The 25,470-nt window shown below is 55.7% G+C and carries 29 protein-coding genes and 1 tRNA gene; 15 read left to right on the forward strand and 15 right to left on the reverse strand.

Features of this window, described 5'->3' with window-relative positions; translation table 11 throughout:
• Window positions 1-181: 181 nt before the first annotated feature.
• From QMP16_RS17790 to QMP16_RS17800, 3 genes are all read left to right on the forward strand, one after another.
• Entirely contained in the window at window positions 182-1,540 is a 1,359-nt protein-coding gene (locus tag QMP16_RS17790; RefSeq protein ID WP_282153481.1) for a hypothetical protein, read from the forward strand.
• A gap of 78 nt (window positions 1,541-1,618) precedes the next feature.
• Entirely contained in the window at window positions 1,619-2,959 is a 1,341-nt protein-coding gene (locus QMP16_RS17795; protein ID WP_282153482.1) for an SIR2 family protein, read from the forward strand.
• Entirely contained in the window at window positions 2,949-4,961 is a 2,013-nt protein-coding gene (locus QMP16_RS17800) for an ATP-binding protein (protein WP_282153483.1), read from the forward strand. Before QMP16_RS17795 ends, QMP16_RS17800 begins: the two co-directional genes overlap by 11 nt.
• A gap of 360 nt (window positions 4,962-5,321) precedes the next feature.
• On the opposite strand, the gene QMP16_RS17805 is transcribed toward QMP16_RS17800, so the two are convergent.
• Window positions 5,322-5,397 (reverse strand) — tRNA-Thr (locus QMP16_RS17805).
• Window positions 5,398-5,561: 164 nt separating this feature from the next.
• Here QMP16_RS17805 and QMP16_RS17810 point away from each other — a divergent pair.
• The gene (locus tag QMP16_RS17810; RefSeq protein WP_282153484.1) at window positions 5,562-6,458 is read left to right on the forward strand and encodes a hypothetical protein; all 897 of its coding nucleotides are present in this window, start codon (window positions 5,562-5,564) and stop codon (window positions 6,456-6,458) included.
• Window positions 6,459-6,471: 13 nt separating this feature from the next.
• Here QMP16_RS17810 and QMP16_RS17815 read toward each other — a convergent pair whose 3' ends face one another.
• The gene (locus QMP16_RS17815; RefSeq protein ID WP_058272185.1) at window positions 6,472-6,738 is read right to left on the reverse strand and encodes a DUF2312 domain-containing protein; all 267 of its coding nucleotides are present in this window, start codon (window positions 6,736-6,738) and stop codon (window positions 6,472-6,474) included.
• A gap of 161 nt (window positions 6,739-6,899) precedes the next feature.
• Here QMP16_RS17815 and QMP16_RS17820 point away from each other — a divergent pair, with 161 nt between their 5' ends.
• A complete protein-coding gene (locus QMP16_RS17820) occupies window positions 6,900-7,118 on the forward strand; it encodes a hypothetical protein (protein WP_109313464.1) in 219 nt (72 codons plus the stop codon).
• 9 nt (window positions 7,119-7,127) lie between these two features.
• Here QMP16_RS17820 and QMP16_RS17825 read toward each other — a convergent pair whose 3' ends face one another.
• Entirely contained in the window at window positions 7,128-7,343 is a 216-nt protein-coding gene (locus QMP16_RS17825) for a hypothetical protein (RefSeq protein ID WP_058277021.1), read from the reverse strand.
• Window positions 7,344-7,588: 245 nt separating this feature from the next.
• Here QMP16_RS17825 and QMP16_RS17830 point away from each other — a divergent pair, with 245 nt between their 5' ends.
• Genes QMP16_RS17830 through QMP16_RS17845 form a run of 4 tightly spaced genes read left to right on the forward strand, consistent with a single transcriptional unit; the run spans window position 7,589 to window position 9,779 of the window.
• Window positions 7,589-8,452, forward strand: coding sequence for an MBL fold metallo-hydrolase (locus QMP16_RS17830; protein WP_282153485.1), 864 nt, complete (start codon window positions 7,589-7,591; stop codon window positions 8,450-8,452).
• A gap of 32 nt (window positions 8,453-8,484) precedes the next feature.
• Window positions 8,485-8,907 carry a YeeE/YedE family protein gene (locus QMP16_RS17835; RefSeq protein ID WP_058272188.1) on the forward strand — a complete coding sequence of 141 codons (423 nt, stop codon included), beginning with the start codon at window positions 8,485-8,487 and terminating at the stop codon, window positions 8,905-8,907.
• Entirely contained in the window at window positions 8,907-9,338 is a 432-nt protein-coding gene (locus QMP16_RS17840; protein ID WP_108861819.1) for a DUF6691 family protein, read from the forward strand. The genes QMP16_RS17835 and QMP16_RS17840 overlap by 1 nt, the downstream gene beginning before the upstream one ends.
• Before the next feature lie 9 nt (window positions 9,339-9,347).
• The gene (locus QMP16_RS17845) at window positions 9,348-9,779 is read left to right on the forward strand and encodes a TIGR01244 family sulfur transferase (RefSeq protein ID WP_282153486.1); all 432 of its coding nucleotides are present in this window, start codon (window positions 9,348-9,350) and stop codon (window positions 9,777-9,779) included.
• Window positions 9,780-9,797: 18 nt separating this feature from the next.
• On the opposite strand, the gene QMP16_RS17850 is transcribed toward QMP16_RS17845, so the two are convergent.
• The 5 genes from QMP16_RS17850 to QMP16_RS17870 form a co-directional block, all read right to left on the reverse strand.
• Window positions 9,798-10,904: a FliM/FliN family flagellar motor C-terminal domain-containing protein gene (locus QMP16_RS17850; RefSeq protein ID WP_282153487.1), complete on the reverse strand. Its 1,107-nt coding sequence runs from the start codon at window positions 10,902-10,904 to the stop codon at window positions 9,798-9,800.
• 77 nt (window positions 10,905-10,981) lie between these two features.
• The gene (locus tag QMP16_RS17855) at window positions 10,982-13,660 is read right to left on the reverse strand and encodes a sensor histidine kinase (RefSeq protein ID WP_282153488.1); all 2,679 of its coding nucleotides are present in this window, start codon (window positions 13,658-13,660) and stop codon (window positions 10,982-10,984) included.
• Entirely contained in the window at window positions 13,660-13,962 is a 303-nt protein-coding gene (locus QMP16_RS17860) for a hypothetical protein (protein ID WP_282153489.1), read from the reverse strand. The genes QMP16_RS17855 and QMP16_RS17860 overlap by 1 nt, the downstream gene beginning before the upstream one ends.
• Complete coding sequence (locus QMP16_RS17865) at window positions 13,959-14,339, reverse strand: response regulator transcription factor (protein WP_113788253.1); 381 nt, start codon at window positions 14,337-14,339, stop codon at window positions 13,959-13,961. Before QMP16_RS17865 ends, QMP16_RS17860 begins: the two co-directional genes overlap by 4 nt.
• A gap of 76 nt (window positions 14,340-14,415) precedes the next feature.
• Window positions 14,416-15,711: a helix-turn-helix domain-containing protein gene (locus QMP16_RS17870; protein ID WP_282153490.1), complete on the reverse strand. Its 1,296-nt coding sequence runs from the start codon at window positions 15,709-15,711 to the stop codon at window positions 14,416-14,418.
• 204 nt (window positions 15,712-15,915) lie between these two features.
• Here QMP16_RS17870 and QMP16_RS17875 point away from each other — a divergent pair, with 204 nt between their 5' ends.
• From QMP16_RS17875 to aat, 4 genes are all read left to right on the forward strand, one after another.
• Window positions 15,916-16,452 (forward strand): LuxR C-terminal-related transcriptional regulator, encoded by a 537-nt coding sequence (locus QMP16_RS17875; RefSeq protein WP_282153491.1) that lies wholly within the window; start codon window positions 15,916-15,918, stop codon window positions 16,450-16,452.
• 149 nt (window positions 16,453-16,601) lie between these two features.
• A complete protein-coding gene (gene accB / locus QMP16_RS17880) occupies window positions 16,602-17,093 on the forward strand; it encodes an acetyl-CoA carboxylase biotin carboxyl carrier protein (protein ID WP_058272194.1) in 492 nt (163 codons plus the stop codon).
• Window positions 17,094-17,102: 9 nt separating this feature from the next.
• Complete coding sequence (accC, locus tag QMP16_RS17885) at window positions 17,103-18,452, forward strand: acetyl-CoA carboxylase biotin carboxylase subunit (protein WP_282153492.1); 1,350 nt, start codon at window positions 17,103-17,105, stop codon at window positions 18,450-18,452.
• Window positions 18,453-18,500: 48 nt separating this feature from the next.
• Complete coding sequence (aat, locus tag QMP16_RS17890; RefSeq protein WP_282153493.1) at window positions 18,501-19,133, forward strand: leucyl/phenylalanyl-tRNA--protein transferase; 633 nt, start codon at window positions 18,501-18,503, stop codon at window positions 19,131-19,133.
• Here aat and QMP16_RS17895 read toward each other — a convergent pair.
• The 6 genes from QMP16_RS17895 to QMP16_RS17920 form a co-directional block, all read right to left on the reverse strand.
• Entirely contained in the window at window positions 19,088-19,456 is a 369-nt protein-coding gene (locus QMP16_RS17895; protein WP_108861789.1) for a DUF2155 domain-containing protein, read from the reverse strand. The genes aat and QMP16_RS17895 overlap by 46 nt on opposite strands.
• The gene (gene mlaD / locus QMP16_RS17900) at window positions 19,453-19,905 is read right to left on the reverse strand and encodes an outer membrane lipid asymmetry maintenance protein MlaD (RefSeq protein ID WP_058272198.1); all 453 of its coding nucleotides are present in this window, start codon (window positions 19,903-19,905) and stop codon (window positions 19,453-19,455) included. Before mlaD ends, QMP16_RS17895 begins: the two co-directional genes overlap by 4 nt.
• Before the next feature lie 13 nt (window positions 19,906-19,918).
• The gene (locus tag QMP16_RS17905) at window positions 19,919-20,302 is read right to left on the reverse strand and encodes an NADH:ubiquinone oxidoreductase subunit NDUFA12 (protein WP_058272199.1); all 384 of its coding nucleotides are present in this window, start codon (window positions 20,300-20,302) and stop codon (window positions 19,919-19,921) included.
• A 79-nt stretch (window positions 20,303-20,381) separates the two neighbouring features.
• Window positions 20,382-20,756: a Rid family hydrolase gene (locus tag QMP16_RS17910; protein WP_282153494.1), complete on the reverse strand. Its 375-nt coding sequence runs from the start codon at window positions 20,754-20,756 to the stop codon at window positions 20,382-20,384.
• A 63-nt stretch (window positions 20,757-20,819) separates the two neighbouring features.
• Entirely contained in the window at window positions 20,820-22,085 is a 1,266-nt protein-coding gene (gene clpX, locus QMP16_RS17915) for an ATP-dependent Clp protease ATP-binding subunit ClpX (RefSeq protein ID WP_058272201.1), read from the reverse strand.
• Between the two features lie 134 nt (window positions 22,086-22,219).
• Window positions 22,220-22,852: an ATP-dependent Clp protease proteolytic subunit gene (locus QMP16_RS17920; protein ID WP_108861785.1), complete on the reverse strand. Its 633-nt coding sequence runs from the start codon at window positions 22,850-22,852 to the stop codon at window positions 22,220-22,222.
• A 344-nt stretch (window positions 22,853-23,196) separates the two neighbouring features.
• Here QMP16_RS17920 and QMP16_RS17925 point away from each other — a divergent pair, with 344 nt between their 5' ends.
• Together QMP16_RS17925 and QMP16_RS17930 are read left to right on the forward strand one after the other, a co-directional pair.
• On the forward strand, window positions 23,197-23,538 hold the full coding sequence (locus QMP16_RS17925) for an ArsR/SmtB family transcription factor (RefSeq protein WP_109313386.1): 342 nt from the start codon (window positions 23,197-23,199) through the stop codon (window positions 23,536-23,538).
• 214 nt (window positions 23,539-23,752) lie between these two features.
• Window positions 23,753-23,890: an entericidin A/B family lipoprotein gene (locus QMP16_RS17930; RefSeq protein ID WP_199528492.1), complete on the forward strand. Its 138-nt coding sequence runs from the start codon at window positions 23,753-23,755 to the stop codon at window positions 23,888-23,890.
• Window positions 23,891-24,981: 1,091 nt separating this feature from the next.
• Here QMP16_RS17930 and QMP16_RS17935 read toward each other — a convergent pair.
• Window positions 24,982-25,434 (reverse strand): hypothetical protein, encoded by a 453-nt coding sequence (locus QMP16_RS17935; protein WP_282153495.1) that lies wholly within the window; start codon window positions 25,432-25,434, stop codon window positions 24,982-24,984.
• Window positions 25,435-25,470: the final 36 nt, after the last annotated feature.

Raw genomic sequence — 25,470 nt, forward strand, 5'->3', positions numbered from 1 at the left:
TTCCAATCAGAATGGAACTTCATTGAAATGCGCTACTCCCTTGCAGCCGTGGTCTCTCAACGACAAAAGAGGCTGTATCCCTCAACGTTTTGAGGACGATACCTCATTGAAAACTTGACGGAAAGCGGCGGTGACTGTCTATTTGAGACATGACATTCAATTTCAAGTTGTAGGCGCATAGATGACTGAAAAGTTGCCAGATTACCTGGCTCAAGGCGAAGCGGCCCGTTTGTTCCCCGTTCTCTCAACCACGTCAAAGGAAGGCCGAACAACATCCATTGTGCTGGCCTGTATGGTTCAGATTGAAGAGCTGGGAGCCGCACTGCTGCAATCAATAGGCCAGAAGCGTGGAAAACGGGCCCAGGTTCATGCCTTCACCGAGGTTGTGTTCAAGAACCAGTCCAAGACAATCAAGGATCGGCCCGACGGACTGATTGTCCTGAAGGTTGGCTCCCGCGAGTGGAAGGCCCTTGTTGAAACTAAAGTTGGGAACAACACACTCGATACTGAGCAAGTCGAAAGATACCGTGCTCTCGCAAAAGAGAATGGCGTCGATTGCGTCATCACAATTTCCAATCAATTCGCGACTACGCCGACCGCGCACCCTGTTGAGGAAGTCAGGAAGAGCAGGTCCAAGATTCCCGTGTATCACTGGTCCTGGATGCATGTGGTCACGACTGCGGAGTTGCTGATCAGCAATGAGCAGGTCGAAGACAAGGACCAACTACTGTTGCTGAATGAGCTTAGGCGCTTCCTCAATCATGAGAGCGCTGGTGTGCAGGGCTTCCATAGGATGCCCAAAGAGTGGGGGGATCTCAACAAACTGGTGTCGTCTGGTGGCGTCATTCCAGCACGGTCGCCAGAGGCGCAGATTGTAATCGACGCTTGGCATCAGGAAACACGTGATCTGTCGCTAATCCTGAGCCGTTTGGTTGAGACATCTGTCAGTGAAAAACTGTCGCGCAAGCACATCAATGATCCGGCGCAGCGGAAAAAGGATGAACTTCTGATGCTTCGCGAACAGCACCAACTGCAATGTACATTGGACGTCCCTGACACGGCCGCCCCTATCGATGTCACCGCAGACCTGAAGCGGCGGTGCGTCGACGTAGGTATGACCATCCGAGCACCTGAAGATAAGAAATCGACAAAAGCCAGGCTGAATTGGCTTCTTCGGCAGATCAAGGTCGACAACATGGATGGACTGTATATTCGCTTGCTTTGGCCTGGTGCCAGCGAGCCGACGCAGCACTTGGTCTCAGAACTCCGGGAAGACATTGATATCTGCCAAGAAGGCAAGGACCATCTGGTAACGCACGGCTTCCACGTTTTCTTATCCAAGCGCCTCGGAGGACGGTTCACACAACAGGCCAACTTCATATCTGACTTGGAAGAAGTCGTTCCTCTGTTTTACGGCGAAGTGGGCGCGAACCTCTCTGTTTGGAAAAAAGCTGCGCCAAGGATCAAGCAGGATAAACCGACCGCTGAAGATGTATCAATAGATGCTATTGCCGAAGATGCGGAGGACTTCGAAGGCTGACACAAGTTGCTACGCAAATTACTTCGATAATGAGTAAGGGCATTTAGGTTTTGGCAGGAAGGCATAAGTGAAGCATTGATGGACCAGATATTACCGGACCAGGAAACACCGTCATTGAATTTCATTAAGGGCGCAGTTGATACCCTCAAAGACGTACAAGATAAATCCAGTTGGGCGAGCTGCTCGGCAATCGTACAGGAACAGGTTTCAGATGCGCTAGGTGCGCGAAACCTCTCTTTTCTGTTCGGTGCTGGCTGCTCTTCACTGATGGAGAAAGACGAGGTACTTGAGGACTTGTTGCCTGCCGAAGAAAAAGGTATCCCAACGATGGCTCCGCTTGCTGCTGGCTTCAAAGGCCTTTTCGGGGGCGAAGCTAAGGCATCCGTTACCAATGAAGAGATTGAAGCCCTAACGAACGTTCTTGGCATTGACCTGAAAGACGAAGCGTTCTCTAAAAACCTCGAACGGCTTTTGGAAGTCCTGCTTGCTACAAAGGTTTTCGCCGACACATCGAACTCATCAGCGATTAAAGCAGCCAAAACGCATTTGGAGAGTGTCATTGGCAAGGTGATCACCTACGTGACGGAAGCCTGCTCCAAGCCAAAACTAGCTGAAAACTCAAACCCTGTCTTCGCCCTGTACCAGAAGTTCTATCAAAGGCTGGTATTGCGTGACCGCACGTTGCCACGCCCTTGGGTGTTCACAACAAACTATGACCTGTTCAGCGAACGGGCAATGGATCGACTAAGCATCCCATATTGCAATGGGTTCAGTGGTTCTGTGGAGCAAAGGCTTAACCCAGCAACATTCCGTTATGCCCTCGCTGAACAACTGGACATTACTTCAAAACGCTGGGCGGCAGTCGATAGCTTCGTTTATCTCTGCAAACTTCATGGTTCGATCAATTGGGTGGAGGATGGGGAAGGCCTCTTTCCTATCCGTGCTCTACAAGATGTTCCGGCAACGGATGCGGACCATCGGGTTATGATTTACCCCACTCCGGCAAAGCAAAACACTTCGTTTGGAGCGCCGTACTCCGATCTGTTTAGAGAGTTCCAGAAACAAGTCGTTCAGGATCAAAGCGTTTTGATCATAGCCGGGTACGGCTTCGGTGACGAACACGTCAACAACCTTGTTTTCCAAGCCCTGACGATACCAGGTTTCCGCCTAGTTATCTTCGGCGACCCGGATTTGAACGAGGTCACAAAAACCTTGGGCAATCTGGAAGACCCTCGCATTTGGTTCATCTGGGGCGAAGGGCCAGAAGGTGGAATGAAAGCTCACTACTTCAAGACCATCGTCGAGCACTTCTTGCCCGCCGGTCCCGGTAACCGGACAGATCATGCTGTTGAAAAAGCGTTGAAAGCGTTTGGCGTTCTGGCTGGCAAAAAGGATGGAGGCGAAGCGGATGCCGGATGATGACAAAGGACGCGTAGTTGGCAAGGTAACCAGCGTTTCCGCCGACCGTTTGGTGGTGGAACTGCACCGGGGAAACGACAACTTTACCGTCGTTGGCTTTGACGATGTGCATTACGTTGCCCGACTTGGTTCATTTATTCTCGTTCCGGTACAGGCTGAATATGTTGTTTGTGAGGTAACAGGGCTTTGGGAAAAAGACCCCCAATCAAACCGACCGGACGACAAAGGGCGCGAAATGGACAAGGCCGCCTCTGCGAAATTCCTCGATCTGGCGCCATTGGGAATGATCCGCGGAGGGGAGACGCGCAAATTTGAGTTTGGGGTATCAGTTTTCCCACCTCTTTACGCTGACGCGCTCTACGCCCGAGATGAAGACTTGGACAAGGTTTTTTATGTCGAAGACACATCCAGAGCTGTTTCACTGAAAGACAGAGAAGGCAACGAGCACCAAGGAACAATTCCTGTTGTCTTGGAGGTAGGAACTTCCGTTGTGTTCAAAGGCTATCCGGTAAAGGTAAAGGTTGGCGAGTATTTTGGGGGCCATAGCGCAGTTCTCGGCAACACGGGGAGCGGCAAATCCTGCACCGTAGCCAGTATTCTACAGTCACTATTTGAGCGACCTGAAGAATTCGCGGCTCGTGGTGCGTCCTTTGTTCTGTTTGATGTTAACGGAGAGTACCGTCCAGCATTCTCCAAGCTGCCCGAGAAAATTCAACGCCTGTACCTACGAGCCAATACCGGTGATCTTGCTGAAGGTTTGGAGCAAATTTCTGAAGGCGAAACTGTGAGCCAGTTTCGACTGCCTCACTGGTTCATGTCGGTTGAAGAATGGGAATTGTTGTTGCGGGCCAGCGAACGCACTCAGCAACCTGTTCTTCGGATGGCACTTGCGTTTTCTTCCATACTTGCAGAGGACGGCGAAGAAAGCCTGAAAACCAGAAACCATATCAACGCTATGAGTGTGAAGGAATGCCTCCATGGCACCGGCGGTGACTCCCCGGTCTCTAAGCGCCAAAAGGCTTGGATGGTTCTGAACACTTTTGGAACCGATGATCTGAATGCATCCGTGTTGAGTGAGTACAATTGGAATCCAAAGTTTGGAAACTTCCCGGAGCAGGGTGATTGGGAACGCAGATTCATCGACCACCTAGAATCATTTATCCAAGATGACGTCGTATTTCCGAAATACGAGAACAAACCGTTCCGCTTTGATGTGTTGGCGGAATGTTTGGATTTGGCTCTTCTCTATCAAGAGGCACACGGGAACCGGCAAATTCGAGACCACTGCTCGCAGATGATCACGCGATTCAAATGGGTTGCTGAGCGCGAAGAGTTCTCCTTTCTGCGATACGATCCAAAAGGACTGACGTCAGAAGAAGCGGCACCGAACACGTTCATTGAGTGGTTGATTGGCCTTTCAAGGGCCGGTGAAGCAGTCGCCAAGTCCGCGCAGATCACTATAATTGATTTAAATGACGCCGCCGACGAGGTTGTTGAAATCGCGGCTGCTGTCATCGCGCGAATGGTGTTCGAAAAGCTGAAGCGAGCCACACCGCGCAATCGGTATCCCGTGCACATGGTTTTGGAAGAGGCGCATAGGTACATCGCACAAAAACCCACCCGGTATGCTATTGATGCAAGCCGCATCTTTGAGAGGATCGCCAAGGAAGGCCGTAAGTACGGCGTTTTCCTTCTGGCGGCATCACAACGGCCAAGTGAGCTTTCGCGAACCGTCCTGTCGCAGTGCAGTAACTTTGTAGTGCACCGCATACAGAACCCAGATGACCTGGCGCACATCAGGCAGATGACTCCATTTATCTCGGAAAACGTAATGAAGCGCCTCCCGTCGTTGCCAAAGCAGCATGCATTGATTTTCGGGAACGCGGTGAACATCCCAACCACATTCAAGGTTCGCACGGTAAATCCCGCACCCGATAGTGATGATACAGAAATTGGGAAGCTTTGGTTTCAACCTGACAACTTCAAAGTTGGGATTTGTTAACGGCTGCTTTGACGCGCTGCACCGCAGCAACATATCCAAAATATTTGTGACGGTTGAGGTCCAATTAGATGGCTTTGCAAAGTTCGCTTTCTGCGCCTTGCTGCCGTTCGTGCTGCTCCGCGCTGCAAACGCAGCGAACAGCAGCTCGGTGGCCCTCACCACAACTTTGCGAGACGCCGATTGAGTTGTCAGAAACTCTTGTTCCAAAGAAGGCGACGAGACCCCGGCTGAACTTGTGGATAGATATTATGGCAGATTCAAAAACAATGGTGCGCCGGTTCGAATCCGCAAGGTAGCTTCGCGCCATACGTCACCATACGTCAGTAATTTTCTCGTAAGTGCTTGATTTTAAATGATTTATGGTGCCCCCACACGGACTCGAACCGCGGACCTACTGATTACAAATCAGTTGCTCTACCAGCTGAGCTATAGGGGCGCTGGGTGTCGATTACTTTCTCTTTTAACGGACTGCAAGCCTCAATTTTCATCCAAACTTAGTGAATTTGGATTTTCCTTATGATGCGGCCGATCACCTTTGAGTGGGGGGTGAGGATTTGACTGTCCCCGGCACAGCCTGTAACTCAACAGGCAGGTTCAGGAATGCAAGGACTAGAACCAAACATGCAGGTTGCCATTCACGCAGGCGCGGCTTTTACCGATGAAGGGCGGCTGCTCAGGTCGTTGCAAGCCAACCGGGACATACTAACCCAAGATGGTGTGGCTTTCTTTGGTCCGCGCCGTTACCGGCAAGTGTTCAAACCAGCATTTCAGGCCTTGAATACGCGCCCCCCATTGCCGGACGAGATTGAAAGCATTCGGGACAACCTGCCAATCCAACCAAAGGTAAAGCGCGCCATTTTCACCAGTGAAGACTTCATTGGTGAAAAAGACGTGGTACTTGCCGATGGGCAGTTCTATCCTTCTGCGGGCAAACGCTTATCTGTTCTGGAAGAGTCCTTTAGAGATTGTCAGTTGGAGTTGTTTCTGGCGCTCAGGAATCCAGGTAGCTTTGTCCCGAAACATCTGATGTCTTTACCGGAACAGTCGCGCGAGGACGTGGTTCGAAACAATGATCTAAGTCACCTCAGCTGGGTTGAAATGATCAAAGATGTTCGCGACTTTGCCCCCGGGGTGCAGATCACCCTGTGGTGCAATGAGGACATTCCGCTCATGTGGGGGGATATCGTGCGCAGCGTCGGCGGGCTTGCTACAGACGCTACGATCAAAGGTGAGTATGACCTGCTGATCTCTTTGCTGACCGAAGAAGGTCAATCACAAGCGCAGGCGATTCTGGACCAGGTTTCGACGCTTTCACAGGCTGAGACCCGAGACATTCTTGCAGATATTCTGGCGAACCATGCTCAACTGGACAAAATGGAAGAAGAACTGGAACTACCTGGCTGGAGCGATGAGATCATCGACGCATTTTCCGAACTGTACGAGCAGGATCTGGCCGGGTTGGAAACGATGGCCGGGGTGAAGGTTCTGAAACCCTGACCCCAGGCGCGGCTCACATGCCCAACGCTTCCTTATACATTTCAAGTACCGCCTCTTCTTCGGCGATATCGTCCTTGTCGCGTTTGCGCAGCGCGATGACCTTGCGCATCACTTTTGTGTCGTAACCGCGGGCTTTGGCTTCGGCCATGACCTCTTTCTGCTGCTCCGCCAGATCCTTTTTCTCGGCATCCAGGCGTTCGATCCGTTCCACGAACTGACGCAGCTCGCCCGCTGTTACACGGTAGTTGGCGGCGGCCTGATCTTCGGTCACGTCTTCCATATTCATCTCTCCAAAAGGCTGCAATCTGATGCATTAGCAACGGCAGTTAGCCGGATACCTTGCCGCCGCGTGGGCTGCAAGCATCCAATCCTCGATGGGCTTGTGCGCGGTCGGTCGATCCGCTAAGCGCAATCAGGATTTGCGCAAAAATGTGGGGAACCATGTTCGAATTCATCACCTGGGGCGGTGCCGCCCTGTCACTAGCTGGCCTGCTGGGTCTGGTTTGGTGTATCTTGCGTGTGATGAAAGCGCGCAAATCCGGCCTGTCGGACGATGAATTGCGCGCCGCTGTTCAAAGCGTCCTGCCGTGGAATCTGGCTTCGCTTTTTCTTTCTGTGATTGGCCTGATGCTGGTGATCCTGGGAATCTCGTTCGGCTGATACTTCGCCTCAGACCGGCATATTGTCGAACTGCGCCTCTATGGCATCTTCGCACAAAGCCGCATCCAGGTGACGCAGGCGCGATGGCACGTGCATGCCTTCCTGACGCATCCGATCAATCACTTTGGTTACACTGGGCTGAAGCGCAAGCCGGGTCTCAAAACAGGCATTCTGCAGCTTTTGCTCCAGGTGTTCGGCTTCGGAATACAAACTTTTTGCAGACATTTTATTCCTCCCAATTTCTATCACTGTCGCCGATATAGGTAACGGATTTAAGACCTGGTTATCGTGGCGAACAAACGCGCGGAAAACTGCCTGTCGCCCACCCTGTATCGGCAACCTAAGGCAGAATGATTAAATTCTAATCGGATTTGGATTAACTTGCCTTGACACGCATCAAATCAAAGAATGCCGGTTGCATCATATTCTGAAAAACATATATGATAAACTGCGCGCTGACGGAGAGCCAGATGACACCAATTGTGAAAGCGTTTTTCGACCCTGAAACCAATACGGTCTCGTACCTTGTGCAAGAACCCGAAGGGACGGCCTGCGCAATTGTCGACAGTGTTCTGGACTTCGATCACGCCTCGGGCCGAACGAAAACCAGCTCGGCGGATCAGATCGTCGCTTATGTTCGCGACAATGAGCTAAGGGTCGAGTGGATTCTGGAAAGCCATGTGCATGCCGACCACCTTTCGGCGGCACCCTATCTGCAACAGGAACTGGGCGGAAAGATCGGTATCGGTGAACAGATCGTGACGATCCAGGAAACCTTTGGGAAAATCTTCAATGAAGGGACTGAGTTTCAGCGCGACGGCAGTCAGTTCGATGCTTTGTTCCGCGATGGCGACAGCTTCCATGTTGGGCAGATGCGTGGCGATGTTTTCCACACGCCTGGCCATACGCCCGCCTGCATGACATATGTGATCGGAGACGCGGCATTTGTCGGTGACACGCTGTTCATGCCGGATTTCGGCACCGCGCGATGCGATTTTCCCGGTGGGTCTTCGGAAATGCTGTTCGAGTCGATCCAGAAGATCCTGGCCCTGCCGGATGAGACGCGCATCTTTGTTGGCCATGACTACAAAGCTCCTGGGCGTGATGAATTTGCCTGGGAGACCACTGTCGGAGAGCAAAAAGCCCTGAACGTCCATATCGGACAAGGCAAATCAATCGAGGAATTTGTCGAGATGCGTGATGCCCGCGATGCGACCCTGCCCATGCCGCGCCTGATCCTGCCGTCCCTGCAGGTCAATATGCGGGCCGGACAGATGCCGCCTGCGGACGAACAGGGCGACGTATTCCTGAAGGTGCCGATCAACAAGTTGTGACGCAGACCCATCAAGCGAACTGAGGATAACGAATGTACATTGAATGGATTTGGGGGCTTGCCGGTGGCCTGCTGATCGGCCTGGGCGCCGCAGTCTACCTTCTGGGCAATGGGCGCATCATGGGCGCCAGTGGGATTCTAGGCGGGCTGGTTGATGGCAGTGACCGCACGTTAGAACGCCTAAGTTTCATCGCAGGCGTCATCGCGACACCGCTTGTTTTGAGCCCCCTGCTCTCTTCTGCGCCCATGACACATCTGACCGACAATTTCGCAGTGATCGTCATCGCCGGCCTTTTGGTTGGCGCAGGAACGCGCATTGCCAATGGATGCACCTCGGGGCACGGGGTATGTGGTATTTCTCGATTCTCCGTCAGGGGCATCATCGCGACGTTGATCTATATCGGCGCAGGTGGGGCAACAATTGCCCTGATGCGCCATGTATGGGGGCTGATTTGATGCGGGTTCTCGTATCAATGCTGGCTGGATCTCTGTTTGGTGCCGGCCTTTTGATCTCGGGCATGACCGATACCACCAAGGTTCAGGGGTGGTTGGATGTGTTCGGGAACTGGGATCCCACCCTGGCATTTGTGATGGGCGGCGCGATCCTGCCGATGCTCATCGCGTGGAGAATGACGGCCCACCGCAGGCCGCTGACCGGTGGTCAGTTTCCTAAGATGAGCCCGCCCGAGTTGGACCGTCGCCTGATTATCGGTTCCGTGATGTTTGGCATGGGCTGGGGCTTGTCCGGGCTTTGTCCTGGACCTGCCATCGCGTCCATAACCTATGGCGGCCTTGGCGGCCTCGTGTTTCTGGCTGCGATGATCACAGGAATGTTTGCGGCGCCCGGGCTTGGTGCACAACTGGACAGATCCGCAAACGCGGCCTAAGCAATTGCCATGGAGATTCGACCAATAACCCCCCGCTATGCCGTCTCGCCCCAAATCACGGTCGAGGACGTCCCAGCCATCGCCGCAGCTGGTTTCGTTAAGGTCATCTGCAACCGTCCCAATACGGAAGTTCCACCAACCATGCAGTCGGATGCAATCGGACAGGCCGTCCGGGCAGCCGGGATGGAATATGAGGTTCTGGAACTGACCCACCAGACCATGACGCCTGGCAATGTTGCCCTGCAACGAGAATTGGCTGAAAGCTGCTCTGGCCCCGTCTTAGCCTATTGCGCGTCGGGCACGCGCTGCTCGGTGGTTTGGGCTTTGGGTCAGTGCGACCACATGAGCGCGGATGAGATCCTCGAGGCCACAACCAAGGCAGGTTACGTGCTGGACAACCTGCGCCCCGCGCTGGAGCATATGCGCGGTTCTGACGGCTAAGGACCTTTGGCGCTCAGGTCAGGTTGGATCGGGAACGTCGTCCAATCCCGTCAGACCTGCCAGTTGCGAAATCTCGGCCGCCATCTGATCCGGGCTACCAAAGCCCAGATCGCCCTCCAATTCGTTCAATGCCACTTCATCTATCGGTACGACCTCATGCGCGGGATCGATTGGCATCGGATCTTTCAGAGTGTCCGGAACTGGCGCGCTGCTTCGCGCTTCCAGAAACTCGGGCATTTCAGCTTGCTCCAACGCCCCAGCCGAAGCACATTCGTTCAACCGTACTGCGCGCATTCCTCCGCATTGTCCCAAACGTCCAATTGCAGCCCGCGTTCGACCAATTGTCAGGATTTCCGCACGATCTAGCCGTGATCCGGTCAACGGTAGAACGTCCCCAACTGACAGCCCGGACAGGGTTACCAATGGCACTGACATCCTGCCGATCACCGTATTCAATTCGGCCCGGACAACCCCCGACGCTTGCTCAAGCTTCGGGCCGGCAGCAACTTGAATTTCATCATCGACCTCCTGCTCTGACGGTGTATCGGGCAACAGGACTGTGATCTGCCCCTGTCGCAGCCCACCGCCAAGTTCTACCGTCAGGTCAAACACGCGATATGCGTCTTCGACCATAGCCAACGACAATGAACGCAGATCCGCCATCCGCGCCCGGAATTCATAACCGGTAAGACTGGATTGATCGGCGGCTGTATCGACCAGCGCGACGGCCCTGGTCAAAGCGTCTTCAACCAGCGGCGCCACCATTGCTGCATCCGTATCTGTGTACTCCCGTGCTGTTGGCGGGTTCGGCATAACTTCACCAATTGTCTGCACTTGCACGATCGCTGACACGACCCCCATATCCACGCAAATCGCAGCGGACATCCCGTCCGCGTTGCCCAGGCGCAACAGCATCCAGTCCGCATCAACCACCTCAGCCAGCGTGTTCTGGGCTTTGAAAGACTGCCTTGCACCGATCACCGATAACGGCAGCTGGAACCGATCCCCTGCCGTTCGCGCAAAGGCCAGTCGAAGGGCACGAAGAACGGAACGCGGCTTTTCACCTTGCTCTTCTTGTCCCGCTGAAAGTTTGCGCGCCAAAGCTGTGCTGACAGACTGCGTCATGCCCGATACCGATTTGAGTTTCTGAACCTGGTATCCGGTCTAACCCGAGGCGGGTTACCAATGTCTTTATGCTCGTATCATTGCGCAGCTTGCCGGTGCGCCAGCGGAAGGCGGACCCGAAAGGCCGCGCCGCCCTGGCCGGGAAGATAACTGATCTCGCCGCCAAGACGCTGCATGATCTCGCGGCAGATCGCCAGACCCAGACCAGCGCCACCCGCCTTGTCCCCACCGACACGGGCAAACTTTTCGAACACCATCGATTGCGCTTCGGGTGGGATGCCACTGCCGTTATCGGTGAAATCAATGACGACCTGGCCCCCGACATCATGGGCCGAGATGGTCAGAACGGGTTCATCCGCGTCGCAGTATTTCTGTGCGTTCGAAATCAGATTGATAAAGACCTGCCCTAACCGATCAAGATCAGTGTTCAGCGGAATACGCTCGGACGGTCGCGCGCGGCGAATCCTAAGTTTTGGGTGCGACCCCGCCAATGCGCTTGAGACCGCCCGATCCAGGATCGAACCAAGGGTATCCCCACCCATATTCAGGCTCACACGACCGCTTTCCAGAACGCTCAGGTCCAGCAAATCATCCAGCAGGCGTGTCAGCCGCAGGGCCTCATCATGGATGATCGCGGCATAGCGCGTTTGTTCTTCGGCACTCAGACCATCCGTATCGCGCATGATCTCGGAAAAGGCCCGGATTGAGGTCATCGGCGTCCGCAATTCATGGCTGACCTGACTGAGGAACCCGTCTTTTTGTTCGGAGATCTGCGTCAGCTTGGTATTCGCTTCTCGCAGTTGGCGCGCGGTTCGGCTGAGCTCGGCAGATTTGGCCTCAAGCTGGCTGGAATACTCCAACAGTTCCGCTGACTCGTCAGCCACCGCAAGCAAGTCCTCAACCGATACGGACGATCCACCGACAATCTGCCCGATCATCGCATGTGCCGTGGCCGCGCCGACCGAGCCGCTGAGTTCACGTTCCAGTCTTTCCAGAAACCCCGGCGTGGGTTCCGGCAGGCTGGTCCGTCCACCCTGTGCTTCAGCCTCGCGCTGAAAGAACTCCTGCGCCGGGCCAGAGCCCAGAATGCGCTGTGTCATGATCATCAGGTCTTCGCTTTGCGCCACCGACCCGGTCCAACCAGCCGGTGAGACCGAATGGTCAAAGACGTTGACGAACTGCGCGCCCTGAAGACGCTCCAACGGGCTGGGAAAGCTCAACAATGACGCGGCGCAGAACGCAGCCGTATTCAATGCCAACGACCACATGACCGAGTGGACCATGGGGTCCATGCCTTCGATCCCGAACAGGGCCCGTGGACGCAGCCAGCCCCACCCGAAGGGGCCGTTCTGCAGTACCGAGTCGGGCATTATTGCGCCCCCCATCCCCGGCAATAGCAAAGTATAAATCCACAACACGAACCCAACCGTCAGACCAACCAACGCCCCGGTTCGCGTGGCCCCGCGCCAGAACAATCCACCGACCAGCGCTGGCAGGATCTGGGAAATGCCCGCAAAGGCCACCAGCCCGATCGACGCCAGAGCCGCCCCACCGCCCGACAAGCGGTAATAGTAGTAACCCAGCGCCATGATGACCGCGATGGACACGCGTCGCGCCATCAGTACCACGTTGCGCACGTCACCCGAGACAGATCCCGCCCCCCCTTGCGTGCTTAGCCAGATCGGCATGACCAGATGGTTCGACACCATGGTCGACAGCGCCATTGCCGTCACGATGACCATAGACGTGGCCGAGGAAAACCCGCCGATAAACGACAGCATCGCCAGCCAGTCGTTCCCCTGCGACAAGGGCACCGTCAGCACGAACAGGTCGGGGTTCGAGCCTTCGGGCATCAAATCCAGACCCACGACGGCGATGGGCACCACAAATAGGCTCATCAACAGCAGATATAGCGGGAAAGCCCAGGCAGCGGTTCTCAGATGCCCCTCATCCGCATTTTCAACGACCATCACCTGAAACATCCGCGGTAAACAGATGAAAGCGGCGGCCGAGAGGAAAATGAAGGTCGTCCAACGTCCGGCATCCACATTCCATTGCCCAATCTCCGAGGCATCGATGCGATCCATCATCGGGCCGATCCCACCCGCAACGCCCCAAACCACGAAGACACCAACCGCAAGCAAGGCAAACAGTTTGACGACCGATTCCAACGCAATGGCGGTGACCACGCCGTGGTGACGCTCATTCGCGTCCAGATTTCGAGTGCCAAATAGGATAGCAAATACCGCCAGGCCCGCAGCTACCCAAAACACACTGGAACCTTCTCGGTAGAGGCCCGAGGGATCAGCCTCGGCAAAGATGGAAAAAGACAGTGTAATGGATTGCAGCTGCAACGCGATGTACGGCGTTCCACCCAAAACGGCCAGAATGGTCACGCAAATGGCCAGCGTGTTGGATTTTCCGTATCGCGAGGAAATCAAGTCTGCGATGGATGTTACCCGCTGGGTGCGTCCGACCCGAACGAGCTTGCGCAGACCCCACCACCAGCTGAGCATCACCAGCGTTGGCCCAAGGTAGATCGTAACAAATTCCAACCCGGACCGCGCAGCATTTCCGACCGCGCCGTAAAAGGTCCAAGCCGTGCAATAAATCGACAGCGACAAGGTATAAATCAGCGGAGACCGCAACCACGCCCCTCGGCCAGCGGCCGCCATCCGGTCAGCGGCAAAAGCCACCCCGAACAACAGAACGACATAGCCGAGGCAAACCAGGATCAGAACGTTTAGTGTGGCCATCAATCCGACTCTGCCTCGGCATCGTCACTTACAACCATTCGTCTGGCTGCAAATCCAAAGATCAGACTGATTATGATCAGCAAAGCCCAGCACGTGAAGATATACAGAATTGCTGAAGACAGCGGCACACCATCATCAGATGAGCCTTGGCTTGGCCAGAGCAGCGGAATGGCAACCAGAGCAGCCCCCAGAATGGGCAAAAGACGCGCGGCATCCATCAACCTGCGGCGGCGATAACTCTGACGCTCGAGAAATAGCGAAGGCCGGACCCCTTGGGGTTTACGATCTTCGCCCGAGTTCATGACCGCGTTGCCTGCGCGTGCAGGTCTCGCACCGCTGTCAGCACTTCGGCGTTGGAAAACGGTTTGGTCATAAAGCGGCTGACCCCGGCATTTTCAGCCATTTCCCGGTCGCGCGATTGCCCGCGCGCAGTCAGCATCAAAACGGGCAAATGCTGCATGCCCTCAAGCTCGCGCAGGTTGCGCAAAATCTCCATCCCGCTTTTGCCAGGCAGCATAACGTCTAGTATGACCAGATCAGGGTTTGCGCCCTGGATGACTTCTATCGCATCTGACCCTTCTGCGTGCGTTTCAACGTGCCATCCCTCGCGGGTCAGCAAAAATCGAATGGCCTCAGCGATGTTGGGCTCATCTTCAATTAACAGAACCTTACGGCTCATATGTTCCATTCCTCCCCATGACAGGTTCTGTCCGTGAACCTGTCGGCGTCAGCTTAAGCCTTCTGTCAGGAAACTGTCAAAAACCTTCGCTCAAAATCGACGGCTCACGGCGCGATGCACAGGCGTCATTCGGGCAAACCCGGCAGCTTGGACCGACCCGGGTCGCGGATTGCGCGCTAGGTGCCCCCTCTTCCACCGCTCGGACAAGCATGACTGAATGATAGGCTGGCGCATCGTCATATCCTGAAACCGCCTGCGGCCACGCGTAGGCATAGCAGTCGAACTCGGCCGCTGTTCGGCCCAATTGCACAACACGTTTGCGGATCGGAACCAATGGTCTGTTCAGCGCCTGAAAGATGGGCCAAAACGGGCAGGCTTCGCCAAAGCGTGGCATGGCGAAACCCGGCACGGATTTACTGAACAGGATACTGCCGGACGCGTCACAGACCACCAACCCGGTCGGCCGCCCCAGATATCCTTCGGGCAATGTCGCCAGCCGCCGCAGGACTGTCGGGATATCTACTGAAAACCGTGCCGCCAGAGCCAGCGGATCAGGCTCGGCCTCGGTCAGAGCCTTCTGCACGTCGTCCAGAGGCATGGCTCTGACATCTGCGGCGTAGGTATCCAGATATCCCTTGGTCACAGTCCGCGCTGCCGCCGATTCAATCGCGCTCAGGTCAATGTCCGCACCGCTTCCGCCGGCTTCGATCTGCGGGAAATGGTGGCTGCTGGCCTGAAAAAAAGCCTCAGCATCCTCCGAGGGTACACCGCGACGGTCATCGGCCGCATCAGAATCATCCAAATATGCCACCAGAGACTTGGAACTGTCAGCTAGCCTTTCAGCATCCTGGTGCAGGTTGCGGTGAAACCGATCGCGCCACTCGGGCTCGATTTCCTGCGTGTCGGCCAGAATCGCCGCCGTTGAACGAATGGCAGCGGCCGTGGACAGCACCTCGTGCATCGACGCGGCAAGATGTGGATCATGCGTCAACCGATCGGACAGGGTTTCGACCGTGCGCTCAAGCGAGACGACCCGGCGGTGCATCTGCGCCAGAACTCCGGCCCATCCGGGAAACCGGCCTGCGAACTCTTCCAGCGCATCCACTTCGGCCTGCTGTCCAACCGCATCTGCAGCAGCCTCGCGCAGCGCCGAAATCAGCGTAGCCTCAATCCCTTGAGTGAGCAGCGAAGGCTCAACAGACAGGGCATTGGCGATGTCCACCAGCAGCTTGCCCCCGATCCGGCGGCGATTGTGTTCGATCAGATTCAAGTAAGACGCCGAGATCCCGACCTGCCGCGCAAGCTCGGCCTGCCGCAAACCTGAGATTTGGCGTCGCTCGCGAATGCGGCTACCCGTCAGCGTGTCGCGCATGTTCCATCACCCAATTCGATCCATTCTTTTCAAAACTCCTATTAAATTTCTAATGCTTAACGGCCAATTTTCATAGCCCATTTACAGCATTCACAACTGTGGTTACGGATGGGCCTTACCTTCCACCCCAGCAATCGGTGCCCAATCTGCCAAATCTGCATCCACCCTCTTCTAATTTTCCCGAATTCCTTGCACGATAGCCGGATGAGCGATCCAGCTTTCGAATATGCCCCCATCGGATTGGTCGAGTTGGAAAACCGCATCATCCGACGCTGCAATCTGCAATTTGCCCGCACCTTTGGCGGCGAGGAATCAGAGTACCGCAATATGCCTCTGCTGCACCTCTACCCGTCGGTCGCGGATTGGGAGAGGATCGGACAGCGCGGCCTGAAAGCGATGCAGGACACAGGATATTACACAGACGAACGGGTCATGCGCCGACGCGACGGGGACTTGTTCTGGTGCCGTGCACGCGGACGATCCCTGACACCGGACGACCCGTTTCGCCATGGCATCTGGAGCTTTTCCGACATCTCAGAAGACCGCCCGCTGGTCGAACTGACAACCCGCGAACGCGAAGTTGCAATCATGTCCTGCCGTGGTTTGTCCGCCAAGGAAATCGGCGTCGAGCTGGGGCTGAGTTATCGCACGATCGAGGCTTACCGCGCCCGTTTGCTAGAGAAGTTCGGCGCGCGCAAACTACCGGAACTTGTGGCAAAACTCTCAGGCATGCCCCTTTAATCCGTTTCCCCCCGAAATATTGGGTAAAACCCCCATCTGACATGCCGAGACTGCGCTTTTCATGACCGTCCGCTTAGCTTATAACGCTGCGTAATCAGACCAAAGCCCGCGAGAACAGACGGGCCAAAGGGGAACCGTCGAGGACACTCATGACAGATACCAAACACGAAGCGGATGTGGCATTCATCAAGGCACTGGCCGAACTGCTGCGCGAAAATGACCTGACCGAACTGGAAGTCATGCGCGAATATGGTGACGACGACAGTTTGAATGTCCGCGTCAGCCGTATGTCGCAGGTCGCGCCCGCCCCTGTTCAGATGGCCGTACCGGCAGCGGCACCAGCACCCGTAGCAGCAGCCGCTGCACCTGTCGAAGCTCCGGCGGCACAGGAAGATCCGGCCAGCCACCCGGGCGCTGTCACCTCGCCCATGGTAGGAACCGTTTATATGCAGCCCGAACCGGGCGCACCTTCCTTCATCAGCGTCGGCGCATCGGTGTCCGAAGGCGACACTCTGCTGATTGTCGAAGCGATGAAAACCATGAACCACATTCACGCGCCCAAATCCGGAACCATCAAACGCATTCTGGTCGGTGACGGTGATGCGGTGGAATTCGGCACCCCTCTGGTCATCGTTGAGTAAGGCGGTCCCATGTTCGACAAGATCCTGATTGCTAACCGAGGCGAGATCGCCCTGCGGGTCATCCGCGCTGCCCGCGAGATGGGGATTAAGACGGTCGCCGTCCACTCCACCGCCGATAGCGACGCGATGCATGTGCGCATGGCGGACGAATCGGTCTGCATCGGCCCTCCGCCCAGCCCGCAAAGCTACTTGTCGGTGCCTGCGATCATCTCGGCGTGTGAAATTACTGGCGCACAGGCGATCCACCCCGGCTATGGTTTCCTGTCCGAGAATGCCGAATTCGTGCAGATCGTCGAAGATCACGGCATCACCTTTATCGGCCCCACCGCCGAGCACATCCGCGTCATGGGCGACAAGATCACCGCCAAGGACACGATGAAAGCGCTGGGTGTGCCTTGCGTTCCGGGTTCGGACGGCGGCGTGCCAGACCTGGAGACCGCCAAGAAAATCGGCGAGGAATTTGGTTATCCCGTCATCATCAAAGCCACCGCTGGCGGCGGCGGTCGCGGTATGAAAGTCGCGATGAGCGCGGATGAGATGGAAAGCGCATTTATGACCGCACGTGCCGAGGGCAAAGCCGCCTTTGGCAATGACGAGGTCTATATCGAGAAATACCTGACGACGCCCCGCCATATCGAGATCCAGGTCTTTGGTGACGGCAAGGGCAAGGCTGTGCATCTGGGCGAACGCGACTGCTCGCTGCAGCGCCGCCACCAGAAGGTGTTTGAAGAGGCACCCGGCCCCAGCATCAGCCCGGAAGAGCGCGCCAAGATCGGTAAAGTCTGCGCGGACGCCGTGGCCAAGATCAACTATATTGGCGCCGGAACCATCGAGTTCTTGTATGAGAACGGCGAGTTCTACTTCATCGAGATGAACACCCGCCTGCAGGTAGAACACCCGGTGACCGAGGGCATCTTTGGCGTCGATTTGGTGCGCGAACAAATTCTCGTCGCAGCTGGCGAACCGATGTCGTTTGGTCAGGACGATCTTGTGATCAACGGCCACGCCATTGAGGTCCGGATCAATGCAGAAAAGCTGCCGAACTTCTCACCCTGCCCGGGTAGGATCTCGGCCTTTCATGCCCCCGGCGGTCTGGGTGTGCGGATGGATTCGGCGCTGTATGATGGGTATTCGATTCCACCCTATTACGACTCGCTGATTGCCAAGTTGATCGTGCATGGCCGTGATCGGGCCGAGGCGCTGGCACGGCTAGATCGCGCATTGGGCGAACTGATCGTGGACGGTATCGATACAACCGTGCCGCTGTTCCATGCATTGCTGCAAGAGCCGGAAATCCACAACGGTGATTACAACATTCACTGGCTGGAACACTGGCTTGCGGCGAATATGGCCCAATAAAACCAAGCGACCAGAGGGCACTTGCGCTCTGGTCCCCGGGTATCGCGCATGAGCCTGACCCCTGAACTTTTGCTACACGGCTATTCCATTGGAATTTTCCCGATGGCCGAACACCGCGATGACCCGGAACTGTTTTGGGTCGATCCCAAATTTCGTGGCGTTTTTCCGTTAGATGGCTTTCATATCTCGCGCAGCCTCGCACGCCGCATTCGAAAGTCCGGCTTTTCCATCAGCATCAACCGCGATTTTTCCGGAGTGGTCGATGGCTGCGCTGATCGGGCAGACACCTGGATCAATGCAGAATTGCGCCACCTTTATCAACAACTCCACCTCGCGGACCGGGCCCATTCGCTGGAGGTCTGGGATGAGGACGCACTGGTCGGCGGCGTTTATGGCGTTACACTGGGTGCGGCGTTTTTCGGCGAAAGCATGTTTTCCCGTCGAAAGGATGCTTCGAAAATCGCGCTGGCCTATCTCGTGGATCGCTTGCGCCAAACCGGATTTCGCTTGTTTGATACCCAGTTTCTGACCGCTCATCTGGCGTCTCTGGGAGCGATCGAGATTCCGCGTACGCAATATCGGAACACACTTGAAGAGGCGATCAATGCCAGTGCGGATTTCGCAGCAGACGTGCCTCAGTCGCCCGATGCAGTAATACAGCGCATCACCCAGACGTCATAACGCGCATGGTCCAGCGCGTTCAATGCGGGCGACGTGGCAATCATCCAGCCGTCAAACAGTTGATCTGTCCTGCCTTTTTCCCAGATCGTCAGATAGGCGAACGCATCACCGGTCGGGTTGTCCGCTGGATAGCGACAATCGCCCAAGGCCACATCCAACCCAAAAACCGGCAGTGTCTGACCATTCCGCATTTCAACATCGACGGTCTGACCGCTGACCTTGTCCAGACCACGCAGCATTGCGCCTGGACCGGATTGGGCTTTTTGCTGGGCCGTGGCCCCCGTCGCGACCAGCAACGCTGCAATCAGGGCAAATCGCTTCATTCGCTTCCGTCCCCGGCCACAAACTTGACCAGCAGGGAAATCAGACTGACGGCACCTTGCGTATCTTCGACCTGATCGCCCGCTTCAAAGTAGAACGGCGAACCACCCGGCATAACCTCGACAAAGTTGCCGCCCAGCAGCCCTTCGGATGAGATGACAATCGCGCTGTCGTCCGGCACCAGAATTCCGTCAGAGATCGAGAAGGTGGTATCGGCGCGATAGGTTTCGGGATTCAGGTCTACACCGGTTACAGTGCCAATCTTGACACCAGCAAGGCGTACGTCGGTGCCGACGCCTACCCCTTCCAAGGAACGGAAAGAGGCGCCCAGTTCATAGCCGCCACTGCTTTGCGACAGGCCGGTGGATTGGCTGGCGTAAACGCCAAATGCGACGGCACAGGCTAAGACGACCCCACCGACCAGAACTTCGGTTGCATTATAACTCGACATTGCTCGCCTCGTGTTATTCCGGGCTCCAGGCCTCGTAGTCCTTACGCTCGACCGGGTCCGGGCGGCGCAAAGAACCTGCTGGTGCATAAGCCAAAGCAGAGCCTGTCAGATTTTCCTGATGCGGTTTTTCCCAGGATTTGTGTTTCAGCGGTTTGTCCGTCGGCGGCTCATCCCAGGTGCGGTGCAGCCAGCCATGCCAATCTGGATCAACCCGGCTCGCCTCAGCCTCACCATTGAAAATCACCCAACGTCTACTGTCGTCAGCATTGTGGTAAAACACGTTGCCTTCGTCGTCTTCACCGACCTTGATACCCTTACGCGATGTGTAAATTTGCGTGTTCAATGTGGATCCGTTCCACCAGGTTACGGCCCGCAAAAGACTGTTTAGGATTCCCATCAGCTGCCTCCGGCATTTCTGTACTCGCAGATATGGACCAAAGCCTCACTAAGGTCCAGTGTCACAAGGATCGCAGTCCCTATTTCGGCAGAACCGCGGTCACTTCAATCTCGATACGGTCTTTTGGGGTTATGAGATTGCATTCGACAACCGTCGCTGCAGGCGGGTTGTCACCAAATGCGTCCACCAACAATGGCCAGCAAAGTTCGAACTCATTCATATCCGGCAAATAGTAGTTTACCCGAACCACGTCTGCAAAACCGGCTCCAGCCTCGGCCAGCGCTTTTCCAATAGCCTCCAGGGACGATTTGCACTGTGATACGATATCATCGGGCACGTTATCACCCTGGGCGCAGGTCCCGGCTACGAAGACAAAGCCATTTGCAACCACAGCACGACAATAGCCGACTTTGGCTTCGAATTCGCCGCCAGATGAAATGCGTCTGATTTTCATGCTTCCCTCCAATAGAAAACGGCGCGGTCAATGCCGCGCCGTCTTGGTAATTCTTGTTGTGCCTTACCCTGCCGAAGCTGATTCCGCGGCATCCGCGTAGATGATCAGGGGCTGCTTGTCAGACGACACCGCCTCTTCGTTCACCACCACTTCGGTTACGTTCTTCATGCCCGGAAGCTCGAACATGGTGTCCAGAAGGATATCTTCCAAAATCGAGCGCAACCCGCGTGCGCCGGTTTTGCGTTCGATGGCCTTCTTGGCGATCGACTTGAGCGCATCATCGGTAAAGGCCAGCTCGGCATCTTCCAGTTCGAACAGGCGCTGGTATTGCTTGACCAGAGCGTTCTTGGGTTTGGTCAGGATGGTGACCAGTGCATCTTCGTCCAGATCTTCCAGCGTTGCCAGAACCGGCAGACGTCCGACGAATTCCGGAATCAGGCCGAACCGCAGCAGATCCTCGGGCTCGAGATCCTTGAAAATCTCACCTACGCCGCGTTCATCATTGTCCCGCACGTCCGCGCCAAAGCCCATGGCCGAGCCTTTGCCGCGCTGTGCGATGATTTTATCCAGACCTGCAAAAGCACCACCGCAGATGAACAGGATGTTCGTGGTATCCACTTGCAGGAATTCCTGCTGCGGATGCTTGCGCCCGCCTTGCGGCGGCACACTGGCCACGGTGCCTTCCATCAGCTTCAGCAGCGCCTGCTGCACACCTTCACCTGACACATCGCGCGTGATGGACGGGTTTTCGGATTTGCGCGTGATCTTGTCGACCTCGTCGATATAGACGATGCCGCGCTGCGCGCGTTCGACATTGTATTCGCTGGACTGGAGCAGCTTGAGGATGATGTTTTCAACATCCTCACCCACATACCCGGCTTCGGTCAGCGTTGTTGCGTCCGCCATTGTGAACGGAACATCCAGAATACGCGCCAGCGTCTGCGCCAGCAGCGTCTTACCGCAGCCGGTCGGACCGATCAGCAGAATGTTGGACTTGGCCAGCTCAATATCGCTGCCGGCCTTTTGGGCATGATTCAGACGCTTGTAGTGGTTGTGAACAGCAACCGACAGAACCCGCTTAGCGGTGGCTTGACCGATTACGTAATCGTCCAGCACCTCACAAATGTCTTTGGGTGTCGGAACGCCATCGCTGGATTTCAGGCCACTGGCCTTCGTCTCTTCGCGGATGATGTCCATACAAAGCTCGACGCATTCATCGCAGATGAAAACGGTCGGGCCGGCAATCAGCTTGCGTACCTCATGCTGGCTCTTGCCGCAGAAGCTGCAGTAGAGCGTGTTTTTGCCGTCACCGCCTGAATTCGTCGCCATGTTCTACCTTTCGGGCTTCGTCCCTGCGGTCCATGTCGAACCGCGCATGCCACATGTTGGTGCAGCTTAGGCCACCACCGGGGCGGCTACAATCTCAAAAATGGTCCCCACGCCCAGGACGTGGGGAGATATTCTTAGGCCTCGTCACCGTCCATTTTGGCGCGATTTTCGACGATTTCGTCGATGTGACCCCAGTCTTTCGCCTCTTCCGGGCTCATGAAATTGTCACGGTCCAGCGCTTTTTCAACCGCCTTTTTGGTCTGGCCGGTATGACGCACGTATATGTCATAAAGGCGATCCTTCAGCTTTTGCGTCTCGGCCGCGTGAATCATGATGTCGCTGGCCTGGCCCTGATAGCCGCCGCTGGGCTGGTGCACCATGATCCGGCTGTTGGGCAGCGAGAAACGCATTCCCTTCTCGCCCCCGGCCAGCAAAACCGACCCCATCGAGGCTGCCTGACCGATTACCAATGTCGAACATTTGGGCTTGATATACTGCATTGTATCGTAAATCGACAAACCGCTGGTAACCACGCCGCCAGGCGAATTGATGTAGATCGAGATTTCTTTGTTCGGATTTTCGGCCTCGAGGTGCAGCAATTGCGCGACGATCAGGTGGCTCATCCCGTCGTGGATCGGACCGTTGATGAAAATGATCCGCTCTTTCAGAAGGCGCGAGAAAATATCATACGCGCGTTCACCCCGGCTGGTCTGCTCGACGACCATGGGAACGAGCGTATTCATATAGGTGTCAACGGGATCGAACATGAGAACCTGCCTGTTTTGCTATGGATCGGGACATTACCCGAAGAAACGTTACCCGAGTCTTAGTGTCGCCACGGGGGGGCTGCAAGGGGGGCTCAACAGATCGCACTCCAACCGTCCAAAATAGGTGGATAGTCTGATGTCGAACGTACCGAAGCCGCCGATGTCAATGCGCGGTTTGATGCTCTAAACAATAAGTTCCCCTTTTCCCATCACGGCATTTTGATCCATGCATATGGAAATTCATGCACAGAACGTGTAGCAATGCGAACCGCTTTAGCGAACCACTCACAAATGTGCTCACTCACAAAAGTGCCCTCACACCAGGGCCCAAAAGGAAAACACCAATGGCATTGCCTCAGATTTCACAGAATATGACGTCTGACGATTTCGACCGGATGGCGGGAAATGCGACCCGCGCATCGAATTTCCTCAAGGCGATCAGTCACGAAGGCCGATTAATGATCTTGTGCCATCTGGTCTCTGGCGAAAAATCCGTGACCGAGCTTGAGGATCTTCTGTCCGCGCGGCAAGCGGCTGTCTCGCAGCAGCTGTCCCGCCTTCGTCTGGAAGGCCTTGTGATTCCGCGACGCGAAGGCAAAGCTATTTACTACCGCCTTGCTGACGACAGACCGCGCCGTATGCTGGAAGTGGTGTATGAGCTGTTCTGCGCGGGCGATAAGGACTGATTTCGTTCATCTTTCCACCGCACCCGACGCGTAAGTCCAATCTTTTCGATCGGAACGATCCGTCGTCGGTGCGGCCACACCCCACCTTCACAATCCATGCGGTCAATTGGCTCGGCAGCTTCGTGTTTCTACGCCCGTTGCAAGCACGGTAAAATACTGGTTCCAGCAAATAAAAGCTGCTACGCCATGTATAGAAAATCAAATGGAGGTACTGATGATCCGAGCAATTCTAGTAGGGCTGGCAATGTTTACCCTTGCAGCGTGCGAGACGACCAAGGGTGCAGGCAAAGATATCGAAAAAGCAGGCGATGCCATCCAGGAAGCTGCAACAGACGTTCAGCAGAATATCTGACGCAATTCAGGATGTTGTGAAAGCGTAACTTACGCATACAGGATATGGTTGAAGATTGCGACCAACCGAGGTACACTCCTTGGCACAGGTGCATAGACGCGGCATTGCATATCTGACACTTCGGGGTTCTTGTGTATCCACAAGAACCCCGTTCCCGTTTTGCGGGGGGGCAGAGTGGTAGCCTGGATAGACCTGAGAAAAGGAAAAGGCGTCAGGTGCGCAGACGCGGTCCATGCATGTACCCTCACGGATACTCCTGACGCCTTGCCGGGTCGATGCGCCCGAGGGACGCCCCGATCCAGTTGCCCCGACCCTGTTACAGGCCACGGCCGCTGCTCGGCACCCTAAGATGCCTTACAGCACGCATCGACCTTCTGAGAGTCTGATCATCTGACCCGGGTCTGACACCCAATTCAGCTGACCATCCACCGGTAAGCCTTTGCATATAAAAACCAATCCTAAGACTTGCCTTTATTGCCTCGACCCGCCTTCGGCCTTTGCGTCCCACCCTGGTTCCTAAGAACCGTTGCGGTAATAGAACTGTTACATCCGGGTCATGTTCCGACAAGAAAATAGCACTGCAGCATGAAAAATAGACGGGGATAAAGTGTTGATATCCGCTGGGAGAAAATTGTGGATAACTCCGGAAATTGAAACGCCGTGCGGTCTTGGCAATGGAAAACGCTGAATTCGACGAAATGACCCGATTTTCCCCGTTTTCTGCACCTGCAAAAGCCATTTTGCTGCCAATTGTGGATATTCACAGCCTCAGAGCATCGAATCAGGCGTATCTTGTGATTGCCCAGCCAGAGATAACCAGAGAATCCGGGGCCGGACGGCCCTCAGACCACAAGCAAAGCCGCGCTGAAGGTTCGCGAGAGCCTAAACCACAGGTGCCAGGGAACGCCGCAATCCGGCACCGTGTGTTCAGGACCCTGTCACTTGCAGCCAAGATGCCGCCCGACCCGTCCCCCCCTGAGGAGACGCTGTGTCCGTTTATGAGAAGCGTTCCGACCCGACCGAGATTACCTACTACGCGCTGCAACACGGTGCAGCCAGTACCCCCTACAGCCGATCGGGCCGGAAACGCTTCAGTTCACCTGACGTTCGAGCACAACGCTGTACGTTGTCCCGCGACGCAGGCTACGGAAATCCGCGTAAATCTTGCCGTCCTGATAGCGCGCATCCACCAGCGCATTCACACCCACTTGCGGATCGGCCGAACTTTCGACGATGCCGATGGTGCCTGACCCATCCAGACTGATGGTGCCGGTGGCGTCAAACACGCGCCAATCTGTGCCAGCATCCGGTCGCCACATGCTGGGCCCCCAGAACAGGTTGTCCTGCTGCTGCTGAATATCCAGAAGCCACTCTCCCTGATGAAAGCGCGGCGCATCGCCGGTGGTCACCCGGGACGGCGAAACCTTGGTATAGGTGCCTGTCCAGGCACCGCGCAGATCCGGTGTGGTTTCGGCCATCGAGGCCGTGGCAAGGCTGAGGCTTGTCGCCAGAGCGGCTGCTCCGGCAGTCATATATCTGGTCATGGGCTCTCCTCCAAAGTTCAGGGCCGTTGCTGGCCT

The organism is Ruegeria atlantica (assembly GCF_947495585.1).
In the GTDB taxonomy this organism is placed as follows: domain Bacteria; phylum Pseudomonadota; class Alphaproteobacteria; order Rhodobacterales; family Rhodobacteraceae; genus Ruegeria; species Ruegeria atlantica_G.

Excerpts from the sequence above, each read along its gene's own strand:
- QMP16_RS17830 (WP_282153485.1), top strand. The coding sequence starts at position 7,589 with ATGACACCAATTGTGAAAGCGTTTTTCGACCCTGAAACCAATACGGTC.
- QMP16_RS17855 (WP_282153488.1), bottom strand. The coding sequence starts at position 13,660 with ATGGCCACACTAAACGTTCTGATCCTGGTTTGCCTCGGCTATGTCGTT.
- QMP16_RS17825 (WP_058277021.1), bottom strand. The coding sequence starts at position 7,343 with ATGTCTGCAAAAAGTTTGTATTCCGAAGCCGAACACCTGGAGCAAAAG.
- QMP16_RS17845 (WP_282153486.1), top strand. The coding sequence starts at position 9,348 with ATGGAGATTCGACCAATAACCCCCCGCTATGCCGTCTCGCCCCAAATC.
- QMP16_RS17835 (WP_058272188.1), top strand. The coding sequence starts at position 8,485 with ATGTACATTGAATGGATTTGGGGGCTTGCCGGTGGCCTGCTGATCGGC.
- QMP16_RS17875 (WP_282153491.1), top strand. The coding sequence starts at position 15,916 with ATGAGCGATCCAGCTTTCGAATATGCCCCCATCGGATTGGTCGAGTTG.
- accC (WP_282153492.1), top strand. The coding sequence starts at position 17,103 with ATGTTCGACAAGATCCTGATTGCTAACCGAGGCGAGATCGCCCTGCGG.
- QMP16_RS17820 (WP_109313464.1), top strand. The coding sequence starts at position 6,900 with ATGTTCGAATTCATCACCTGGGGCGGTGCCGCCCTGTCACTAGCTGGC.
- clpX (WP_058272201.1), bottom strand. The coding sequence starts at position 22,085 with ATGGCGACGAATTCAGGCGGTGACGGCAAAAACACGCTCTACTGCAGC.
- QMP16_RS17865 (WP_113788253.1), bottom strand. The coding sequence starts at position 14,339 with ATGAGCCGTAAGGTTCTGTTAATTGAAGATGAGCCCAACATCGCTGAG.
- QMP16_RS17930 (WP_199528492.1), top strand. The coding sequence starts at position 23,753 with ATGATCCGAGCAATTCTAGTAGGGCTGGCAATGTTTACCCTTGCAGCG.
- accB (WP_058272194.1), top strand. The coding sequence starts at position 16,602 with ATGACAGATACCAAACACGAAGCGGATGTGGCATTCATCAAGGCACTG.
- aat (WP_282153493.1), top strand. The coding sequence starts at position 18,501 with ATGAGCCTGACCCCTGAACTTTTGCTACACGGCTATTCCATTGGAATT.
- QMP16_RS17935 (WP_282153495.1), bottom strand. The coding sequence starts at position 25,434 with ATGACCAGATATATGACTGCCGGAGCAGCCGCTCTGGCGACAAGCCTC.
- QMP16_RS17810 (WP_282153484.1), top strand. The coding sequence starts at position 5,562 with ATGCAAGGACTAGAACCAAACATGCAGGTTGCCATTCACGCAGGCGCG.
- QMP16_RS17840 (WP_108861819.1), top strand. The coding sequence starts at position 8,907 with ATGCGGGTTCTCGTATCAATGCTGGCTGGATCTCTGTTTGGTGCCGGC.
- QMP16_RS17910 (WP_282153494.1), bottom strand. The coding sequence starts at position 20,756 with ATGAAAATCAGACGCATTTCATCTGGCGGCGAATTCGAAGCCAAAGTC.
- QMP16_RS17870 (WP_282153490.1), bottom strand. The coding sequence starts at position 15,711 with ATGCGCGACACGCTGACGGGTAGCCGCATTCGCGAGCGACGCCAAATC.
- QMP16_RS17850 (WP_282153487.1), bottom strand. The coding sequence starts at position 10,904 with ATGACGCAGTCTGTCAGCACAGCTTTGGCGCGCAAACTTTCAGCGGGA.
- QMP16_RS17895 (WP_108861789.1), bottom strand. The coding sequence starts at position 19,456 with ATGAAGCGATTTGCCCTGATTGCAGCGTTGCTGGTCGCGACGGGGGCC.
- QMP16_RS17920 (WP_108861785.1), bottom strand. The coding sequence starts at position 22,852 with ATGTTCGATCCCGTTGACACCTATATGAATACGCTCGTTCCCATGGTC.
- QMP16_RS17815 (WP_058272185.1), bottom strand. The coding sequence starts at position 6,738 with ATGGAAGACGTGACCGAAGATCAGGCCGCCGCCAACTACCGTGTAACA.
- QMP16_RS17795 (WP_282153482.1), top strand. The coding sequence starts at position 1,619 with ATGGACCAGATATTACCGGACCAGGAAACACCGTCATTGAATTTCATT.
- QMP16_RS17905 (WP_058272199.1), bottom strand. The coding sequence starts at position 20,302 with ATGGGAATCCTAAACAGTCTTTTGCGGGCCGTAACCTGGTGGAACGGA.
- QMP16_RS17800 (WP_282153483.1), top strand. The coding sequence starts at position 2,949 with ATGCCGGATGATGACAAAGGACGCGTAGTTGGCAAGGTAACCAGCGTT.
- QMP16_RS17790 (WP_282153481.1), top strand. The coding sequence starts at position 182 with ATGACTGAAAAGTTGCCAGATTACCTGGCTCAAGGCGAAGCGGCCCGT.
- QMP16_RS17925 (WP_109313386.1), top strand. The coding sequence starts at position 23,197 with ATGGCATTGCCTCAGATTTCACAGAATATGACGTCTGACGATTTCGAC.
- mlaD (WP_058272198.1), bottom strand. The coding sequence starts at position 19,905 with ATGTCGAGTTATAATGCAACCGAAGTTCTGGTCGGTGGGGTCGTCTTA.
- QMP16_RS17860 (WP_282153489.1), bottom strand. The coding sequence starts at position 13,962 with ATGAACTCGGGCGAAGATCGTAAACCCCAAGGGGTCCGGCCTTCGCTA.